Origin of the sequence: Roseateles hydrophilus (assembly GCF_026712245.1) — a bacterium.
Taxonomy (GTDB): Bacteria; Pseudomonadota; Gammaproteobacteria; order Burkholderiales; family Burkholderiaceae_C; genus Pelomonas; species Pelomonas hydrophilus.
Genome location: NZ_JAPPUY010000002.1, coordinates 327102 through 341191 on the forward strand (window position 1 = coordinate 327102; position 14090 = coordinate 341191).

General features: G+C 68.8%; 14 protein-coding genes and 1 tRNA gene. 5 read left to right on the top strand and 10 right to left on the bottom strand.

The features are described from left to right. The first annotated feature begins 77 nt into the window (after nt 1-77). A complete protein-coding gene (gene corA, locus NYO99_RS08660) occupies nt 78-1070 on the top strand; it encodes a magnesium/cobalt transporter CorA (protein ID WP_268166769.1) in 993 nt (330 codons plus the stop codon). Nucleotides 1071-1484: 414 nt separating this feature from the next. Beyond that, nucleotides 1485-2357, top strand: a complete 873-nt coding sequence (locus tag NYO99_RS08665) for a ferritin family protein (protein WP_268166770.1) — start codon at nt 1485-1487, stop codon at nt 2355-2357. A 70-nt stretch (nt 2358-2427) separates the two neighbouring features. Here NYO99_RS08665 and NYO99_RS08670 read toward each other — a convergent pair whose 3' ends face one another. The 8 genes from NYO99_RS08670 to rsmB all read right to left on the bottom strand — a co-directional run bounded on the left by NYO99_RS08670 (nt 2428) and on the right by rsmB (nt 9913). Continuing rightward, nucleotides 2428-3306 carry a hypothetical protein gene (locus NYO99_RS08670; protein WP_268166771.1) on the bottom strand — a complete coding sequence of 293 codons (879 nt, stop codon included), beginning with the start codon at nt 3304-3306 and terminating at the stop codon, nt 2428-2430. Between the two features lie 17 nt (nt 3307-3323). Further along, nucleotides 3324-4193 (bottom strand): ABC transporter ATP-binding protein, encoded by an 870-nt coding sequence (locus tag NYO99_RS08675; protein ID WP_268166772.1) that lies wholly within the window; start codon nt 4191-4193, stop codon nt 3324-3326. Then, a complete protein-coding gene (locus tag NYO99_RS08680) occupies nt 4190-4543 on the bottom strand; it encodes a GntR family transcriptional regulator (protein WP_268166774.1) in 354 nt (117 codons plus the stop codon). The genes NYO99_RS08675 and NYO99_RS08680 overlap by 4 nt, the downstream gene beginning before the upstream one ends. A 239-nt stretch (nt 4544-4782) precedes the next feature. Then, nucleotides 4783-4858 (bottom strand) — tRNA-Phe (locus NYO99_RS08685). A 70-nt stretch (nt 4859-4928) separates the two neighbouring features. Further along, the gene (locus tag NYO99_RS08690) at nt 4929-5660 is read right to left on the bottom strand and encodes a response regulator (RefSeq protein ID WP_268166775.1); all 732 of its coding nucleotides are present in this window, start codon (nt 5658-5660) and stop codon (nt 4929-4931) included. A gap of 6 nt (nt 5661-5666) precedes the next feature. Further along, complete coding sequence (locus tag NYO99_RS08695) at nt 5667-7955, bottom strand: sensor histidine kinase (RefSeq protein WP_268166776.1); 2289 nt, start codon at nt 7953-7955, stop codon at nt 5667-5669. A 43-nt stretch (nt 7956-7998) separates the two neighbouring features. Continuing rightward, nucleotides 7999-8559 (bottom strand): DUF4390 domain-containing protein, encoded by a 561-nt coding sequence (locus NYO99_RS08700; RefSeq protein WP_268166777.1) that lies wholly within the window; start codon nt 8557-8559, stop codon nt 7999-8001. A 1-nt stretch (nt 8560) separates the two neighbouring features. Next, nucleotides 8561-9913: a 16S rRNA (cytosine(967)-C(5))-methyltransferase RsmB gene (gene rsmB, locus NYO99_RS08705; RefSeq protein WP_268166778.1), complete on the bottom strand. Its 1353-nt coding sequence runs from the start codon at nt 9911-9913 to the stop codon at nt 8561-8563. 42 nt (nt 9914-9955) lie between these two features. On the opposite strand from rsmB, the gene folE reads away from it, so the two are divergent. Together folE and NYO99_RS08715 are read left to right on the top strand one after the other, a co-directional pair. Next, complete coding sequence (gene folE / locus NYO99_RS08710; protein ID WP_268166779.1) at nt 9956-10648, top strand: GTP cyclohydrolase I; 693 nt, start codon at nt 9956-9958, stop codon at nt 10646-10648. Between the two features lie 3 nt (nt 10649-10651). Beyond that, complete coding sequence (locus NYO99_RS08715; RefSeq protein ID WP_268166780.1) at nt 10652-11074, top strand: BLUF domain-containing protein; 423 nt, start codon at nt 10652-10654, stop codon at nt 11072-11074. Between the two features lie 21 nt (nt 11075-11095). Here NYO99_RS08715 and NYO99_RS08720 read toward each other — a convergent pair whose 3' ends face one another. Together NYO99_RS08720 and queC are read right to left on the bottom strand one after the other, a co-directional pair. After that, nucleotides 11096-11641, bottom strand: coding sequence for a LemA family protein (locus NYO99_RS08720; RefSeq protein WP_268166781.1), 546 nt, complete (start codon nt 11639-11641; stop codon nt 11096-11098). Next, nucleotides 11638-12342, bottom strand: a complete 705-nt coding sequence (gene queC / locus NYO99_RS08725; RefSeq protein ID WP_268166782.1) for a 7-cyano-7-deazaguanine synthase QueC — start codon at nt 12340-12342, stop codon at nt 11638-11640. The genes NYO99_RS08720 and queC overlap by 4 nt, the downstream gene beginning before the upstream one ends. A 47-nt stretch (nt 12343-12389) precedes the next feature. On the opposite strand from queC, the gene NYO99_RS08730 reads away from it, so the two are divergent. Then, entirely contained in the window at nt 12390-13964 is a 1575-nt protein-coding gene (locus tag NYO99_RS08730) for a DUF4139 domain-containing protein (RefSeq protein WP_268166783.1), read from the top strand. Nucleotides 13965-14090: the final 126 nt, after the last annotated feature.

Genomic DNA, 14090 nt, shown 5'->3' on the forward strand with positions numbered 1-14090 from the left:
AGTGAGACGGTTGACTGACCCCGCCACCCCGGACGGCGCCCGGCGTCGTCCTTTGCCAGCGCTGCTGGAGACGATGCATGCTGAATGTGTTCACGCTGGACAATGGCCGCTTGAAGGGCGGGTTGTTCCAGGAAGAAATCGAGACCGCGGAAGACCTGGCGCTGTCACGCCCGATCTGGGTGGATCTGGAGAGTCCCAGCGCCGAGGAGAAGGGCTGGATCCGCGATCGCTTCGGGCTGACCATCCCTGAAGACATCGTCGACGAGGACTTGGAGGAGTCGGCGCGCTTCTACGAGGAAGACAACGGCGAACTGCACATCCGTTCCGACTTCCTCATCGAGGGCGGCGAGGACGCTGACGGTGGCAAGCCGGCGCGCAATGTGCGCGTGGCGTTCATCCTGTTCAACAACGTGCTGTTCTCGGTGCATAACGAGGATCTGCCCGTGTTCCGCTTGCTGCGGCTGCGAGCGCGCCGCATTCCGGCGTTGATCGAGGATGCCAAGGACGTGCTGCTGAAGCTCTACGACGCCGACGCCGAGTATTCAGCTGACGTGCTGGAGGGCATCTACGACAAGCTGGAAGCCGTCAGCGCCCGCGTGCTGAAGAGCGACGTGACCGACGCCGAGGCCGGCGAGGTGCTGTCAGCGATCGCCCGTGAGGAAGACTTGAACGGCCGTATCCGCCGCAACGTGATGGACACGCGCCGCGCGGTCAGTTTCATGATGCGCAGCCGCATGCTGAATGCCGAGCAATTCGAGGAGTCGCGGCAGATCCTGCGTGACATCGACTCGCTGGACTCGCACACAGCCTTCCTGTTCGACAAGATCAACTTCCTGATGGATGCCACGGTCGGCTTCATCAACATCAACCAGAACAAGATCATCAAGATCTTCTCGGTGGCCAGCGTCGCGCTGCTGCCGCCCACGCTGATCGCGTCCATCTACGGCATGAACTTTCAGCACATGCCGGAGCTGCAGTCCGAATGGGGCTATCCCTTCGCGCTGACGCTGATGCTGCTGTCTGTGGCCGCGCCCTTCATCTACTTCCGCCGCAAGGGCTGGCTGAAATGACGAGGGCCCGTGTCGTGCGACACGGGCCCGGGTTGTAAAAGCGGCCGCGGAACGCCTCGAAGCCAATGAGGGAGGGAGGAGGAGAAGGGCTCCGAGATTGCAGCTCTGTACTCAGAGAGGTTGGGCGGCCTAATTCCTGCAGACGAGCCCGCGGTCGGCGGGCTGAATTCGGGTTTGTGCGGTGTGTAGCCGGCATGGGCGGTTGACGGTGCGCGAGCTGTCTCGTTGTCACTGCTTCTGGTGACGATTGTTGCCCGGTGCGGCAGGAGCCAGGCGCATGTCCGCGTGCATGAGATGTGGCCTGCAAACAGTGCCTGCACGGGGCTTTCCGACGGGTTGACCTTGGCCCTGTGAGGTCAGAACTCGGCGCGCCGCCTGAACTTTTAGAATCCGGGCTCTAAACGAGGATTCACCATGCTTTACCCCGAACTGTTCAAGCAACTTGAGGCCGTGCGCTGGAACATGGACAGCGACATTCCCTGGGACAAGTTCGACGCCAGCCTGCTCACCGACGAGCAGGCCCAGACGATCAAGATGAACGCCATCACCGAGTGGTCGGCGTTGCCCGCCACGGAGATGTTCCTGCGCGACAACCGCGAGGACAGCGACTTCTCGGCCTTCATGTCGGTCTGGTTCTTCGAGGAGCAGAAGCACAGCCTGGTGCTGATGGAGTACCTGAAGCGCTTCCGCCCCGACCTCGTGCCCACCGAACAGGAGTTGCATGAGGTGCGCTTCGACTTCGACCCGGCGCCAGCGCTGGAAACGCTGATGCTGCACTTCTGCGGCGAGATCCGCCTGAACCACTGGTACCGCCGTGCCGCCGAGTGGCACACCGAGCCGGTCATCAAGGCCATCTACGAAACCCTGTCGCGCGACGAGGCCCGCCACGGTGGCGCCTACCTGCGCTACATGAAGCGCGCCATGGCCAAGTTCGGCGACGAGGCGCGCGCCGCCTTCGCCAAGGTCGGCGTGCTGATGGCCAGCGCCCGCCGCACGGCCCAGGCGCTGCACCCCACCAATCTGCACGTGAACGCCAAGCTGTTCCCGCGCGACACCATCCAGAGCCGCCTGCCCGACCCCGAGTGGCTGGAGCGCTGGCTGGACACACAGATCCAATTCGACAGCGTGTGGGAAAACAAGGTCGTCGAGCGCATCCTGCACAACATGAGCCTGCTGATGGACCGCAGCTTCGCCAGCGTGCAGGAGCTCAACCGCTTCCGCAAGGAGATGGCGGCTCGCCTCGTCAGCCCTGCCAAGGACGACGGGCTGGCCGGCGCGTCGGCCTGAGCCGGCGGCGCAGCCACCAACTGAAACCGGGGCCAGAGGCCCCGGTTTTCTTTTGCGCGTGCCCGCGGCGTCAGCCCGCGCGCTGCCGCTTCAGCGCCACCAGCGCAAAGCCTGCGGCCGCCACGGCCGCCCAGCCGATGAACTCCAGCGAGGCCAACTGGCTCACGGCCTGGCCGAGGTCCAGCACGGCCCATTGCCAGATGGCGCCCGTGTCGCCGGCCTTCAGCGCTTCGCCCAGCACCATTTCACTGCCGAAGAGCGCGTGGCCCGCCTGCTGCACCAGGCTCTGCAGGGCCTGCAACGGCCATTCGATGTCGTAGGCCTTCTTAAGCACTGCCACGGCAACGCCGCCGCCCACCAGCACCACCGGCACGCCCAGGCGCTTCAGCCAGGCCGAAGCCGCCATCAGCGTGAAGATGGCCGGTGCCAGCCACAGCAGCAGCAATGCCGTGCCGGCGATGGCGCGGAGCAGCATGGGGGCGATCAGGGCCAGTATCTCGCCCCAGGGCAGCGTACCGACGGCGGCCAGGCCCTCCTGCTTGGCGACCACCGCCGCCGCGATCGGCGCGCCCAACAGGGCGCCGACCAGCAGGCCGCCCAGCGGTGCCAGCCAGGCATGGGCCAGCACGGTGGCTGCGATGCTTTCGCTCGGTCGCCCCGGCAGTGACAGCCAGAACTCGATGGAGCGGTCCTGCACATCGCGGCGCGCCAGGCCCGGCAGTTGGAACAGCGCGATCAGCAGGCAGATGCCGTAGACCGACATCGTGCTGACCGCGAGCACCATGGTGGCGGTCAGTGGCAGCTTGTCGCCCGGCAGCCCCTGGACCGTGGCCGACGGGATCAACAAGATGCAGAGGAACAGCAGCGGCGGCGCGAATGCCGCCGTCAGCCAGCCGCGCTTGTGCTGCATCCATTCGCGCAGCAGCAGGGTGGGAATGTGGGTGTTCATGGCAAATCCTCCGAGGTTCAGGCCTGGGCCTTGTTCAGCGCCGGGTTGCGGGTCAGCGCCATGAAGAGATCGACGAGACTGGGACGCACGCGCTGCCCCAGGCTGGTCAGGTGTTCGGGCGGGGCGCCGTCGAACAGCGAGGTCGTGCGACCCTGCTCGCGGTAGCGCAGTAGCGGGTGGGCGGCCGCCATCGCGTCAGCGGCGGCCGGGTCGTGGTTCAGCGCGACGAAGCGGCGGTCGATGTCCTCCAGGCTGATGGCCAGCGCCACGCGGCCCTCGTCCAGCATGATCACGTCGGAGAGCAGCGCCTCCACCTCCTCCACCTGGTGCGTCGAGATCAGCACGCTGCGCTCACCGTCGCACCACTCGTCGATGAGCATCTCGTAGAAGCTCTTGCGCGACACCACGTCCAGCCCCAGCGTCGGCTCGTCCAGCACCATCAGCTTCGCGTCGATGGCGGCGATCAGCGCCAGGTGCGTCTGCGCCACCATGCCCTTGGACAGGCTTTTCACCTTGTCGTTTTCGCTGACACTGGTGCGCTTGAGCAATGCCCGGGCCCGGTCGGCCGAGAACTTGGGCTGCAGCCGGCTCATCAGCGTGATCAGCTCATGCACGCGAGCCCAGCGCGGCAGCACAGCCACATCGGGGATGTAGCTCAGCTGCTCCAGCAACTTCTGGCGGTTCTGCGACGGGTTGAGGCCCAGCACCGTCACCTCGCCCTGCATCTGCTGAAGGCCGACCAACGCCTTCATCAGCGAGGTCTTGCCGGCGCCGTTGTGGCCCAGCAGGCCGACGACGCGGCCGGCCGGCACGGCGATGGAGACATCGTTGAGCGCCGTCTTCTTGCCGTAGCGCAGGGTGGCGTTCTTGACTTCGATGAGGTTCATGTCGACTCCCAGTTCAGATCCTTGGCGGACAGGCCCAGCCGCTTGAGCTTGGCGCGCAGCGCGGGCCAGTCTTTCTGCAGAAACTGCTCGCGTTCCTGGCGCAGCAACCGTTCCCGCGCGCCGGCCGTGACGAACATGCCCAGGCCGCGGCGCGGCTCCACCAAGCCGTGCTCGGCCAGCGCCTGCAGCGCCCGCGTGACGGTCAGCGGATTGATGACGTACTGGCTGGCGAGTGCGCGCACCGAAGGCAGGGCTTCGCCTTCCGGGGGGCTGCCGTCCAGCAACTGCACGGCCAGTCGGTCGGCCAGCTGCTGGTAGATCGGCGCCTGGTCTGTCCAGGTGGGAGTCATGGGAGCTCCGTGGTGTGTTGCTGATGTAGCACACCATATCGGCCCAGGGGGCTGCGACCTAGCGTGGCGCGACAGACTGCAGATTCGAGGGGATGAGCGACATGGGCTCGACGGATCATCGACGCGACGTGCGCATGTGGCCGGGGTCTGGGGCGCTTCCTCTCCGACGGCCGCGCTCGGAAACAAAAAAGCCCAGCGGGTGAACGCTGGGCTTTTGTCTGAGCGGGCTCAGGAATGATTGGTGGCCAAGGGCGGAATCGAACCACCGACACGCGGATTTTCAATCCGCTGCTCTACCAACTGAGCTACTTGGCCTTGTTTCCGTGCTGTGCGGCATTTGCCGTTCAGCGAAGTCCGCGACTGTAGCACAGACTTTTGCGTGTTGTCAGCCCCCGGCGCCGCGTTTGTTGCGGCTGAGGTCCACGCCCAGCTGCTTGAGCTTGCGGTACAGGTGGGTGCGCTCCAGGCCGGTCTTCTCGGCCACGCGGGTCATGGAGCCGTTCTCCTTGGCCAGGTGGAACTCGAAGTAGCTTTTCTCGAAGGCGTCGCGTGCCTCCCGCAGCGGGCGGTCGAGCTCGAAGGTTTGCTCGGAGGTCAGCGCGCTGCTGTGGTGGCTGGCGGGCAGATGGCTGGTGAGGCTGGCGGCGCTGTGTGCGGGGGCCACGGCAGACATGCCAAGGCCCAGGCCGGATGCGGGCTCCGTGCGCGCATAGCTGGTGAGGCCAGCTGCAGCCGGTGCCGGCCGTGGCGGTGCGGTCTTGACGAGGGCCTGCTCGACGGCACGCAGCAGCTTTTGCAACGTGATGGGCTTTTCAAGGAAGGCGATGGCGCCGAACTTGGTGGCCTCCACGGCGGTGTCGATGGTGCCGTGGCCGCTCATCATAATGACGGGCATCGTCAGCAGGCCGGCGCCGCCCCATTCCTTCAGCAGGGTGACGCCGTCGACGTCGGGCATCCAGATGTCGAGCAGCACGAGATCGGGGCGCGAGCGCTCGCGCGCGGCCCGGGCCTGCGCGGCGTTCTCTGCGAGCTCGATGGTGTGCCCCTCGTCGCTGAGGATTTCAGAGAGCAGGGCGCGGATGCCCAGCTCATCGTCGACAACAAGAATGGTGGCCATGAATCCTTAGGTCTTGGTGCCTGCGCCACCGGGCTCGGTGGCAGGCGCCAGATTCGAAAATGATAGCGAAACTTGTGCGCCGATCACGGCGCCCTCCGGCGCGTCATCAGCGGGAGAACCCGCATCGGAAGCGGCGTGCAGGTTGCGCAGCGTGATGCGTGCGCCATGCTCGTCGGCGATCTTCTTGACCACGGCGAGCCCGAGGCCCGTGCCCTTGGTCTTGGTGGTGACGTAGGGCTCGAAGGCGCGCTTGAGCACCTTCTCGGCAAAGCCGGGGCCGTTGTCGAGGATGTGCAGCCGCACGGAGCGGGGCTTGCCGTCCTCGGTGAGCGACAGCGAGGAGCGCACCACCACATGACCTTCGGGCCGGTCGTACACGGCGTCCAGCGCGTTCTGCACGAGGTTGTGGATGACCTGGCGCAGCTGGCTGACGTCGCCCTTGATGGGGGGCAGGTCTCGCGCCAGCTGCGTGGCGAGCCGGCCGGTCTCCTGGGCCTCGGCGTACAGGCTGAGCACCTCGTGGATCAGCGCGTTGAGGTCCAGCGCCTTGAGCTGGGCCGAGGGCAGGCGGGCGTAGTCGCGGAACTCGTTGACCAACTGCTTCATCGCCTGCACCTGGTTGACGATGGTGGCCACGGAGCGCACCAGCATGGCCTGGTCGGGGCCTTCGAGCTTGGCTTCGAGCTTGTGCTGCAGGCGCTCAGCCGACAGCTGGATGGGCGTCAGCGGGTTCTTGATCTCGTGCGCCAGGCGGCGCGCCACCTCGCTCCATGCGGCCGAGCGTTGGGCAGAGACGACTTCGGAGATGTCGTCGAACACCACCAGCCGCGCGCCGTAGGGCAGCGGCGCGCCGCGCACCAGCAGGGTCAGCGGATCCTGCTTGGGGTCCAGCTGCAGTTCGAAGGACTCCTGCCAGAGCTCGCGGTCCATGTCGCGCTCGGTGGGGTCGGGGCCGAGGTGTTGGTCGAAGCGCTGGGCGAGTGCGGCTGCGAAGTCGGCAAGACCTGGCACGTCGGCCAGCGGCCGGCCGATGTACGCGGACAGCGGCAGCTTCAGGATGCGCGTGGCGCCGGGGTTCACGGTCTCGACGAGGCCGGCGGGGTCGAAGACGAGGACGCCGGCGGTCAGGTTGTCGAGGATGGTCTGCAGGTGGGTTCGGGCGGCGTCCAGCTCGGCCACGGTGCGGGAGACCTGCGCGCGGGCATCGGCGAGCTGGCCGGTCATGTCGGCGAACGAGCGGGTCAGGCCGCCCAGTTCGTCGCGCGAGGCGAGCACGGGCCGCACGGACAGGTCGCCGCGCGCCACCAGCCGCATGCCGTCGGCCAGCAGCAGCAGCGGCCGCGCGAGCTGGTTGCCCAACGTGACGGCCAGCAGCAGCGCGCCGAACACGGCCAGGATGAGCACCAGCGTCAGCGTGCCCAGGTACATGCGGCGCAGCCCGACGCGCTCAAGCGCCCGCTGCTGGTACTCGCTGTTGGCCGTTTGCACGGCGAGCGCGTTGCTGAGCATGCTGGCCGGCACGCGCTCGATCACCATCAGGTAGCGCTCGCCCAGGCCCAGGCGGAGCTCGGTATTGGGCAGCAGCGCCAGCGCGCGGATCTGGGCGCCGTGCTGCAGCGCGGCGGCCTCGTCCTCCAGGCCTTCGAGCTGACTGGCCGGCGTGCCGCCGCGGGCGCGGCTGAGCATGGTGTCGCTGGGCCGGTCGGGGGTGAGCTGGCTAGTGTCGCCGCCGCTTTCCAGCAGGATCTGGCCGCGCCCGCCCACCAGCGCCACGGTGCGGGCGCCGAGCTTGTCGCGCAGGCGCTCCAGCGCCAGCAGCTGGGGCGTGCCGCCATCGGCCAGTTGCTGGGCGGCGTCGCGGGTCTTGACGCCGAGGTCGTGAACCATGGCGTCCAGCGTGCCGCGGCCGAGGTTGAGGCCGGCCTCCAGCGCACTGGCCAGCCGCACGTCGAACCAGGTTTCGATGCTGCGGTTCAGGAACTGGTACGAGACGGCGTAGATCATCGCGCCGGGCACCACGCCCACCAGCGCAAAGATGCTGGCCAGCTTGAGCAGCAGCCGGCTGCCGAAGCGCCCGCGCCGCACGCGCACCACCAACTGCACGGCGGCCGTCAGGATGACCAGCGTCAGCACCGCCGCCACCGCCACGTTGACCCAGTACAGCCAGTGGTAGTGGCGCTCGAAGAAGCCGCGTTCGCTGGTGGTGCCGATGGTCAGCACGAAGGCCAGCACGCCGGCCACGCCGGTCAGCGTGACCAGCGTGACGATCCATCCCCAGCGCGCGGTCTTGGTCATGCGGAGGGCTCCGCTGCCACCATGTCGGGCCGGGGGAGGCGCCTCATTTCAGCGAGAAATCGGGCGCGAGGTTGCGCTTTTGCTCCACGCTCAGCGCGAAGCCGGATTGCAGCCCGATCTGCATCGGGCGGGGCAGCTGAGTCACGTCCAGCCGGTAGCTGAACTCCAGGTAGTGGCTGCCGCTGTCCTCGATGTCGCGCGGCTCGGCGATCCGCCAGGCGCTGAGGCCGCGCAGCACGTTGAGGGCCTCGTCCAGCGTGGCAAAGCTCTGGTGCAGGCCGCCGGTGGAGATGCGGTACTGGCGGGTCAGCGACTGCCATGCCAGCCGCCACGTGCGTTCGGCATGGGCGGCGCGGGCGTCGCGCCAGTACCAGCGGTTGCGCAGCACCGTGGCCTCGGCCACGAAGTACAGCGGCACGCCCTTGTGCAGCGCGTCCTCGGCCGCGCGGCTGAGCTCGAAGCGGGTGGCGAAGCTCAGCTCCAGGCCGTCGTCGGACTTGCGGGTGGCCAGTTGCGCCAGCTCAATGCCGTCGGCGCGCACACCGCCCGGCAGCAGCGCGAGCAGCAGGGCGATGAAAGCAGCAATGGCGATGCGGGCGAGCAAATCAGGGCTTGGTGATCAACGCGTAGAAGAAGCCGTCCAGGGCCGGGGGCTGCGAGCCAGCATTCTCAGCGACGGGGAGCAGGTGGCCGGTGAAGCCGGTCACGTCGTGGGACTTGGCGTCGGGCTGGCGTTGCAAAAACGCGTCGAGCTGCGCCTGGCCCTCGGCGCGGAACACCGAGCAGGTGGCGTAGACCAGTCGCCCGCCCGGCGCCAGCAGCGGCCACAGTGCATCGAGCAGCTCGGCCTGGATCTGCGCCAGCGCGCCGATGTCGCCGGGCCGGCGCAGCCAGCGCACATCGGGGTGGCGGCGCACGATGCCCGAGGCGCTGCAGGGCGCGTCCAGCAGGATGGCGTCGAAGGGCTGGCCGTCCCACCAGCTGGCGGTCTGGCGGGCGTCGGCGGCCTTCAGCGTTGCGTGCTGTTGCAAGCGTTTCAGGTTGTCCTGCACGCGGGCCAGGCGCTGGGCGTCGGCGTCCAGCGCGGTGAGCTGCAGGTCGGGCTGCAGCTCCAGCAGGTGGGCCGTCTTGCCGCCGGGGGCGGCGCAGGCGTCCAGTACGCGGGCGCCGGGCCTCAGCGGCCGCTCCGTGCCCATGCCGACAACCAGCGGCGCGGCCAGCTGTGCGGCGGCGTCCTGCACGGACACCAGGCCGTCGGCAAAGCCGGGCAGCGCCGCCACCGGCACCGGCTTCTCCAGCACCACCGCCTGCGGCGTGGGCGCGCCCAGCGTGCGGGCCGCGATGCCCAGCGTGGCCAGGCGCTCGACGTAGTCGGCCGCCGTGCCCCGCTGGGCATGCACGCGCAGCGTCATCGGCGGCGGGCGGTTGTTGGCCGCCAGGATGGCCTGCCACTGGGCGGGCCAGTCGGCCTTGAGCTTCTCCACCCACCAGTCCGGGTGGTTGAAGGCGCCCAGCGGGCTGCGCTGGGCGGCGGCCAGAAGCGCGTCGCGCTCGCGCAGGAAGCGGCGCAGCACGGCGTTGACGAAGTTGGCGCTGGCCGGCGCGCGCTGCTTGGCGGCGTGGACGGCCTGATCCACCAGCGTGTGGTCGGCATACATGGGCGCGGCCTGGGCGTCGGGGTCGGGCCACAGCAGGGCCAGCGCCGTCACCAGCAGTGCGTCCACGCGCGGCGGCGGCGCCTTCGGGGCGAGCTGCTGGCGCACGGCCTGCGCGCTGCCCAGGCGGCGCAGCACGGCGAAGGCCAGGGCCTGCGTGCCGGGGCGCAGGTCGCCCGGCACCTTGGCCAGCAGGTCGGTCAGCGAGCGGCCGTCGCGCACGCCCTGCACGGCGTCAGCCGCCTGGGACAGCAGCCGGTGCAGCGGGGCGGAAGGGGGGCCGGAGGAAGGGCTTTGGGACATGGGGGCAGTGTAGAAGTGGGCTTTGGCCCCAGAATCGTTGCCATGAATGCCCCCGCCCCCGACGCGCCCGTCTCCGAGCGCATCCGCTACCGCCTCGTGTCGGCCGGCTGCCGCCACCATGCCAACGACAACATCGCTGCTTTCATCGAGCCCGGCGAGCTGGACGCGCTGCAGGCCGAGGTGCAGGCCAAGATGCAGGCCGTGCTGCAAAGCCTGGTGATCGACACCGACAGCGACCACAACACGCAGGAGACGGCCAAGCGCGTCGCCAAGATGTTTGTGCGCGAGGTGTTCGCCGGGCGCTACGCGCAGGCGCCTTCGGTCACCGAGTTCCCCAACTTCAGCCGTCTCAATGAGCTGATGATCGTGGGCCCCATCACCGTGCGCAGCGCCTGCTCGCACCACCTGTGCCCCATCATGGGCAAGGTCTGGATCGGCCTGCTGCCCAACGAGCACTCCAACCTGATCGGCCTGTCCAAGTACGCGCGGCTGTGCGACTGGATCATGAGCCGGCCGCAGATCCAGGAAGAGGCCGTCACCATGCTCGCCAACGAGCTGCAGGAGCGGGTGCAGCCCGACGGCCTGGCGCTGGTGATGGAGGCTGACCACTTCTGCATGCACTGGCGCGGCGTCAAGGACAGCGAGTCCAAGATGACCAACAGCGTGATGCGGGGCGCGTTCATGAAGGACGCCAACCTGCGCCGCGAGTTCCTGTCACTGATTGCCAAGGGCTGAACCATGCTCGTCCGCCTGATGTACGCCAGCCGCGCCACCGCGGCCTTCTCCGAGGCCGACCTGGCCCAGATCCTCAAGACCTCGCGCGAGCACAACCCGGCCGAGGGCATCACCGGCCTGCTGTGCTACAGCGACGGCATGTTCGTGCAGGTGCTGGAGGGCGGCCGCGAGGCGGTCAACGCGCGCTACAAGCACATCGTGCTCGACAAGCGGCATCGCGATGTCGTGCTGCTGGGGTACGAGGAGATCGTCGAGCGCGGCTTTCCTGGCTGGAACATGGGCCAGGTCAACCTGCACCGCCTCAACCCGGCGCTGGTGCTGAAGTACTCCGAGACCGGCAGGCTCGACCCCTACGCGATGAGCGGTGGTGCGATGGCCGCGCTGTTCCGCGAGATGTGCGCCTCGGGCGCGATCGCGGTCAGCTGAGGCCGCACCGCGGCGCGCCGCTCACAGCGAGCGCGCTTCCTTGAAGCCGTAGAGATTGGCCAGCACCCGCGTCGGGAACTGGTTCATCGCCTCGTTGTACTGCGCCACCGCCTGGTTGAAGACCTGGCGCGTGAAGGCGCGCTGTCGTTCGATCAGCTTGAGCTCGCTGACCAGCGCGTCGATCTCGGTCTCGCTGCGCAACTCGGGCTGGTGGTCCAGCAGCGACAGCAGCCGGGTGAGCGCCGCCGCATGCAGCGCGCCGGCCACGGCCAGGCTGCCGGCGGGGTCGGGCGCCCAGGGCTTGCCGCGCGCGGCCTGGGCGGCGGCCTGCGACTCGGCCTGCGCGCTGGCCAGCGCGTCAAACGTGGCCTGCTCGCTGGGCAGGCGTGGGCCCACGGTGGCCAGCAGCCGGTCGCAGACCTCGCCGCGCTCCTTGAGGTGCGCATCCAACTGCGTGAAAGCGTCGCCGATGGCGTTGCGCAGCGCCATCAGCCGGTTGTAGGCACCCACGCCCCAGAAGAAGAGCAGCGCCGCGCCGGCAACGCCCACCCACTGCCAGGCGGTCATGTGCCGTTCCGGTAGCCGGCAAAGCCCTTGGCCCGCAGCTCGCAGGCCGGGCAGTGGCCGCAACCATGGCCCCAGTCGTGCAACGCGCCGCGCTCGCCGAGGTAGCAGGTGTGCGTCTCTTCGACGATGAGCTTCACGAGCGCGTCGCCACCGAGCGATTCGGCCAGGCGCCAGGTGGCGGCCTTGTCGATGAACATCAGCGGCGTCTCCAGCGTCATGGGCGCGTCCAGACCCAGGCTGAGCGCCACCTGCAGCGCCTTCATCGTGTTGTCGCGGCAGTCGGGGTAGCCGGAGAAGTCGGTCTCGCACATGCCGCCCACCAGCACCGACGCGCCACGGCGGTAGGCCAGCGTCGCGGCGAAGGTCAGGAACAGCAGGTTCCGGCCCGGCACGAAGGTGTTGGGCAGACCGTTGGCCTGCAGCTCGATGGCGCGCTCGCTGGTCAGCGCCGTGTCGCTGATCTGGCCCAGCAGCGACAGGTCCAGCAGGTGATCAGCGCCCAGCTTGCCGGCCCAGGCCGGGAACTGCGCGGCGATCTGCGCGCGCACGGTGTTGCGGCAGTCCAGCTCGATGCGATGGCGTTGGCCGTAGTCGAAGGCCAGCGTCTCGACCTCGGCGTAGCGGTCCAGGGCCCAGGCCAGGCAGGTGGTGGAGTCCTGGCCACCGGAAAAAAGCACGAGGGCTTTGCGGGTGTCTTGCATGGGCGGGATGCTACCGTTGTCGCCCCTTTGCATCCCGGGAAACCCGCATGCGCACCTTGCCCTTCCTGCTCGTCAGCCTTGCCCTCGGCGCCCAGGCGCAATCCCGCATCGACGAGGTGCTGGTCTACCCCGGCGGCGCCCAGGTCACGCGGCTGGCTCCGGTGGCGGCCGGCGCGAAGGAGCTGGTGCTGCACTGCCTGACGGCCCGCTTCGACCCCGACTCGCTGCAGATCACGGCGCCGGCCGGTGTCCATCTCGGGCCGGTGCAGATCGAGACCCTGCCGCGCGAGCGCGTGCCGGACTGCGGCAAGGGCCCGCTGGACGAGGACATCCGCAAGCTCGAAGCGCGGCGCGATGCCATCACCGCCGAGCTGGGCGCGCTGGACACCGGCCTGGGCTACCTGAGAGCGCTGGGCTCCGGCGAGGCGCGCGGCACGCCGGCTGCCGGCATTGCCGGCACGGCCGACAGCATCCGCAAGACCGCGCAGGACGCGCTGACCCGCCAGGCCCAGCTGCGCCGCCAGCAGGAGGAGCTGGACAAGCAACTGGCCCCGCTGCAGGGCGAGCGCGACCGGCTGGCCAGCGCCAATCCGCAATGGCGCAGCCTGCGCGTGCGGCTGTCCACCGCCAAGGACGTCGAGCTGAAGCTCAGCTACCGCATCGCCCAGGCCGGCTGGGCGCCCAGCTACCGTGCGCTGCTGGACAGCGCCAGCGGCGCCGTCAGCCTGGAGCGGCTGGCTCAGGTGTCGCAGCAGAGCGGCGAGGACTGGCAGGACGTGAAGCTGCGCCTGTCCACCGCACAGACCACCCCGCGCGTGGCCATCGGCCTGCCGCGCCCCTGGCAGCTCGACATCTACAAGCCGCAGCCGCCGCTGGCCGAGATGCGGGCCATGCCCGCGCCGGCGCCGATGGCGGCCAAGGCCCAGTCGCTGGAGAACGTCATGGTGACGGGATCGCGCGTGACCGAGCCGGAGCGCTTCGACCTCAGCGTGTTCCAGGGTGCGCATGCCACCGAGTTCACGCTGCCGCTGCGCGTCAACATCGCCAGCGGCACGCAGCGCGCCAGCCTGACGCTGGGCAGCGAGAGGCTGCAAGCCAAGCTCATCGCCCGCGTGCAGCCGCAGGCCGAGGCGGCGGCCTATCTGGTGGCCGACCTGGCCCGGCCCGCAGGCAGCTGGCCGCGCGGCCCGGTGCAGTTGCTGCGCGACGGTGCGCTGGTGGGCAACAGCACGCTCAACGTCGCCGGCAGCGAGGAGTGCCTGGAGCTGCCCTTCGGCCGCGACGACGGCCTGCGCGTGCAGGTCGAGCCCGAGCAGAAGAACGCAGGCAACACCGGCTTCATCGGCGTGCGCGCCGAGCACCGCTACGCGCGCGGCTACGTGATCGAGAACCGCCATGCGAACGCGGTGACGCTGCAACTGGTGGAAGCTGCACCGGTGTCGCAGCACGAGGACATCAAGGTGCAGGCGCAGTTCACGCCGACGCCGACGACGCAGGCCTGGAAGAAGCAGCCTGGGCTGGTGCTGTGGGAGCTGCCGCTGGCGGCGGGGCAGAGCCAGCGGTTCACGGCGGAGTATGTGATCAGTGCGCCGAAGGAGGCGGTGGTGACGGGGTTGAGGTGATGGCGTGACGTCCGGTTTGGGATGTCTTCACGACGAATCTTCTGACCCGCTGCATTGCGCCGGGATTTCGCCCCGGCGGGCGACCTACTTTCTTGTGTCGACAAGAAAGTAGGCAAAGAAGCGACC

What these genes read in the sequence shown, in the direction of transcription:
- NYO99_RS08720 (WP_268166781.1), bottom strand. Translation starts at nt 11,641, where the DNA reads ATGACCGCCTGGCAGTGGGTGGGCGTTGCCGGCGCGGCGCTGCTCTTC.
- corA (WP_268166769.1), top strand. Translation starts at nt 78, where the DNA reads ATGCTGAATGTGTTCACGCTGGACAATGGCCGCTTGAAGGGCGGGTTG.
- rsmB (WP_268166778.1), bottom strand. Translation starts at nt 9,913, where the DNA reads ATGTCCCAAAGCCCTTCCTCCGGCCCCCCTTCCGCCCCGCTGCACCGG.
- folE (WP_268166779.1), top strand. Translation starts at nt 9,956, where the DNA reads ATGAATGCCCCCGCCCCCGACGCGCCCGTCTCCGAGCGCATCCGCTAC.
- NYO99_RS08680 (WP_268166774.1), bottom strand. Translation starts at nt 4,543, where the DNA reads ATGACTCCCACCTGGACAGACCAGGCGCCGATCTACCAGCAGCTGGCC.
- NYO99_RS08730 (WP_268166783.1), top strand. Translation starts at nt 12,390, where the DNA reads ATGCGCACCTTGCCCTTCCTGCTCGTCAGCCTTGCCCTCGGCGCCCAG.
- NYO99_RS08670 (WP_268166771.1), bottom strand. Translation starts at nt 3,306, where the DNA reads ATGAACACCCACATTCCCACCCTGCTGCTGCGCGAATGGATGCAGCAC.
- queC (WP_268166782.1), bottom strand. Translation starts at nt 12,342, where the DNA reads ATGCAAGACACCCGCAAAGCCCTCGTGCTTTTTTCCGGTGGCCAGGAC.
- NYO99_RS08715 (WP_268166780.1), top strand. Translation starts at nt 10,652, where the DNA reads ATGCTCGTCCGCCTGATGTACGCCAGCCGCGCCACCGCGGCCTTCTCC.
- NYO99_RS08665 (WP_268166770.1), top strand. Translation starts at nt 1,485, where the DNA reads ATGCTTTACCCCGAACTGTTCAAGCAACTTGAGGCCGTGCGCTGGAAC.
- NYO99_RS08695 (WP_268166776.1), bottom strand. Translation starts at nt 7,955, where the DNA reads ATGACCAAGACCGCGCGCTGGGGATGGATCGTCACGCTGGTCACGCTG.
- NYO99_RS08675 (WP_268166772.1), bottom strand. Translation starts at nt 4,193, where the DNA reads ATGAACCTCATCGAAGTCAAGAACGCCACCCTGCGCTACGGCAAGAAG.
- NYO99_RS08690 (WP_268166775.1), bottom strand. Translation starts at nt 5,660, where the DNA reads ATGGCCACCATTCTTGTTGTCGACGATGAGCTGGGCATCCGCGCCCTG.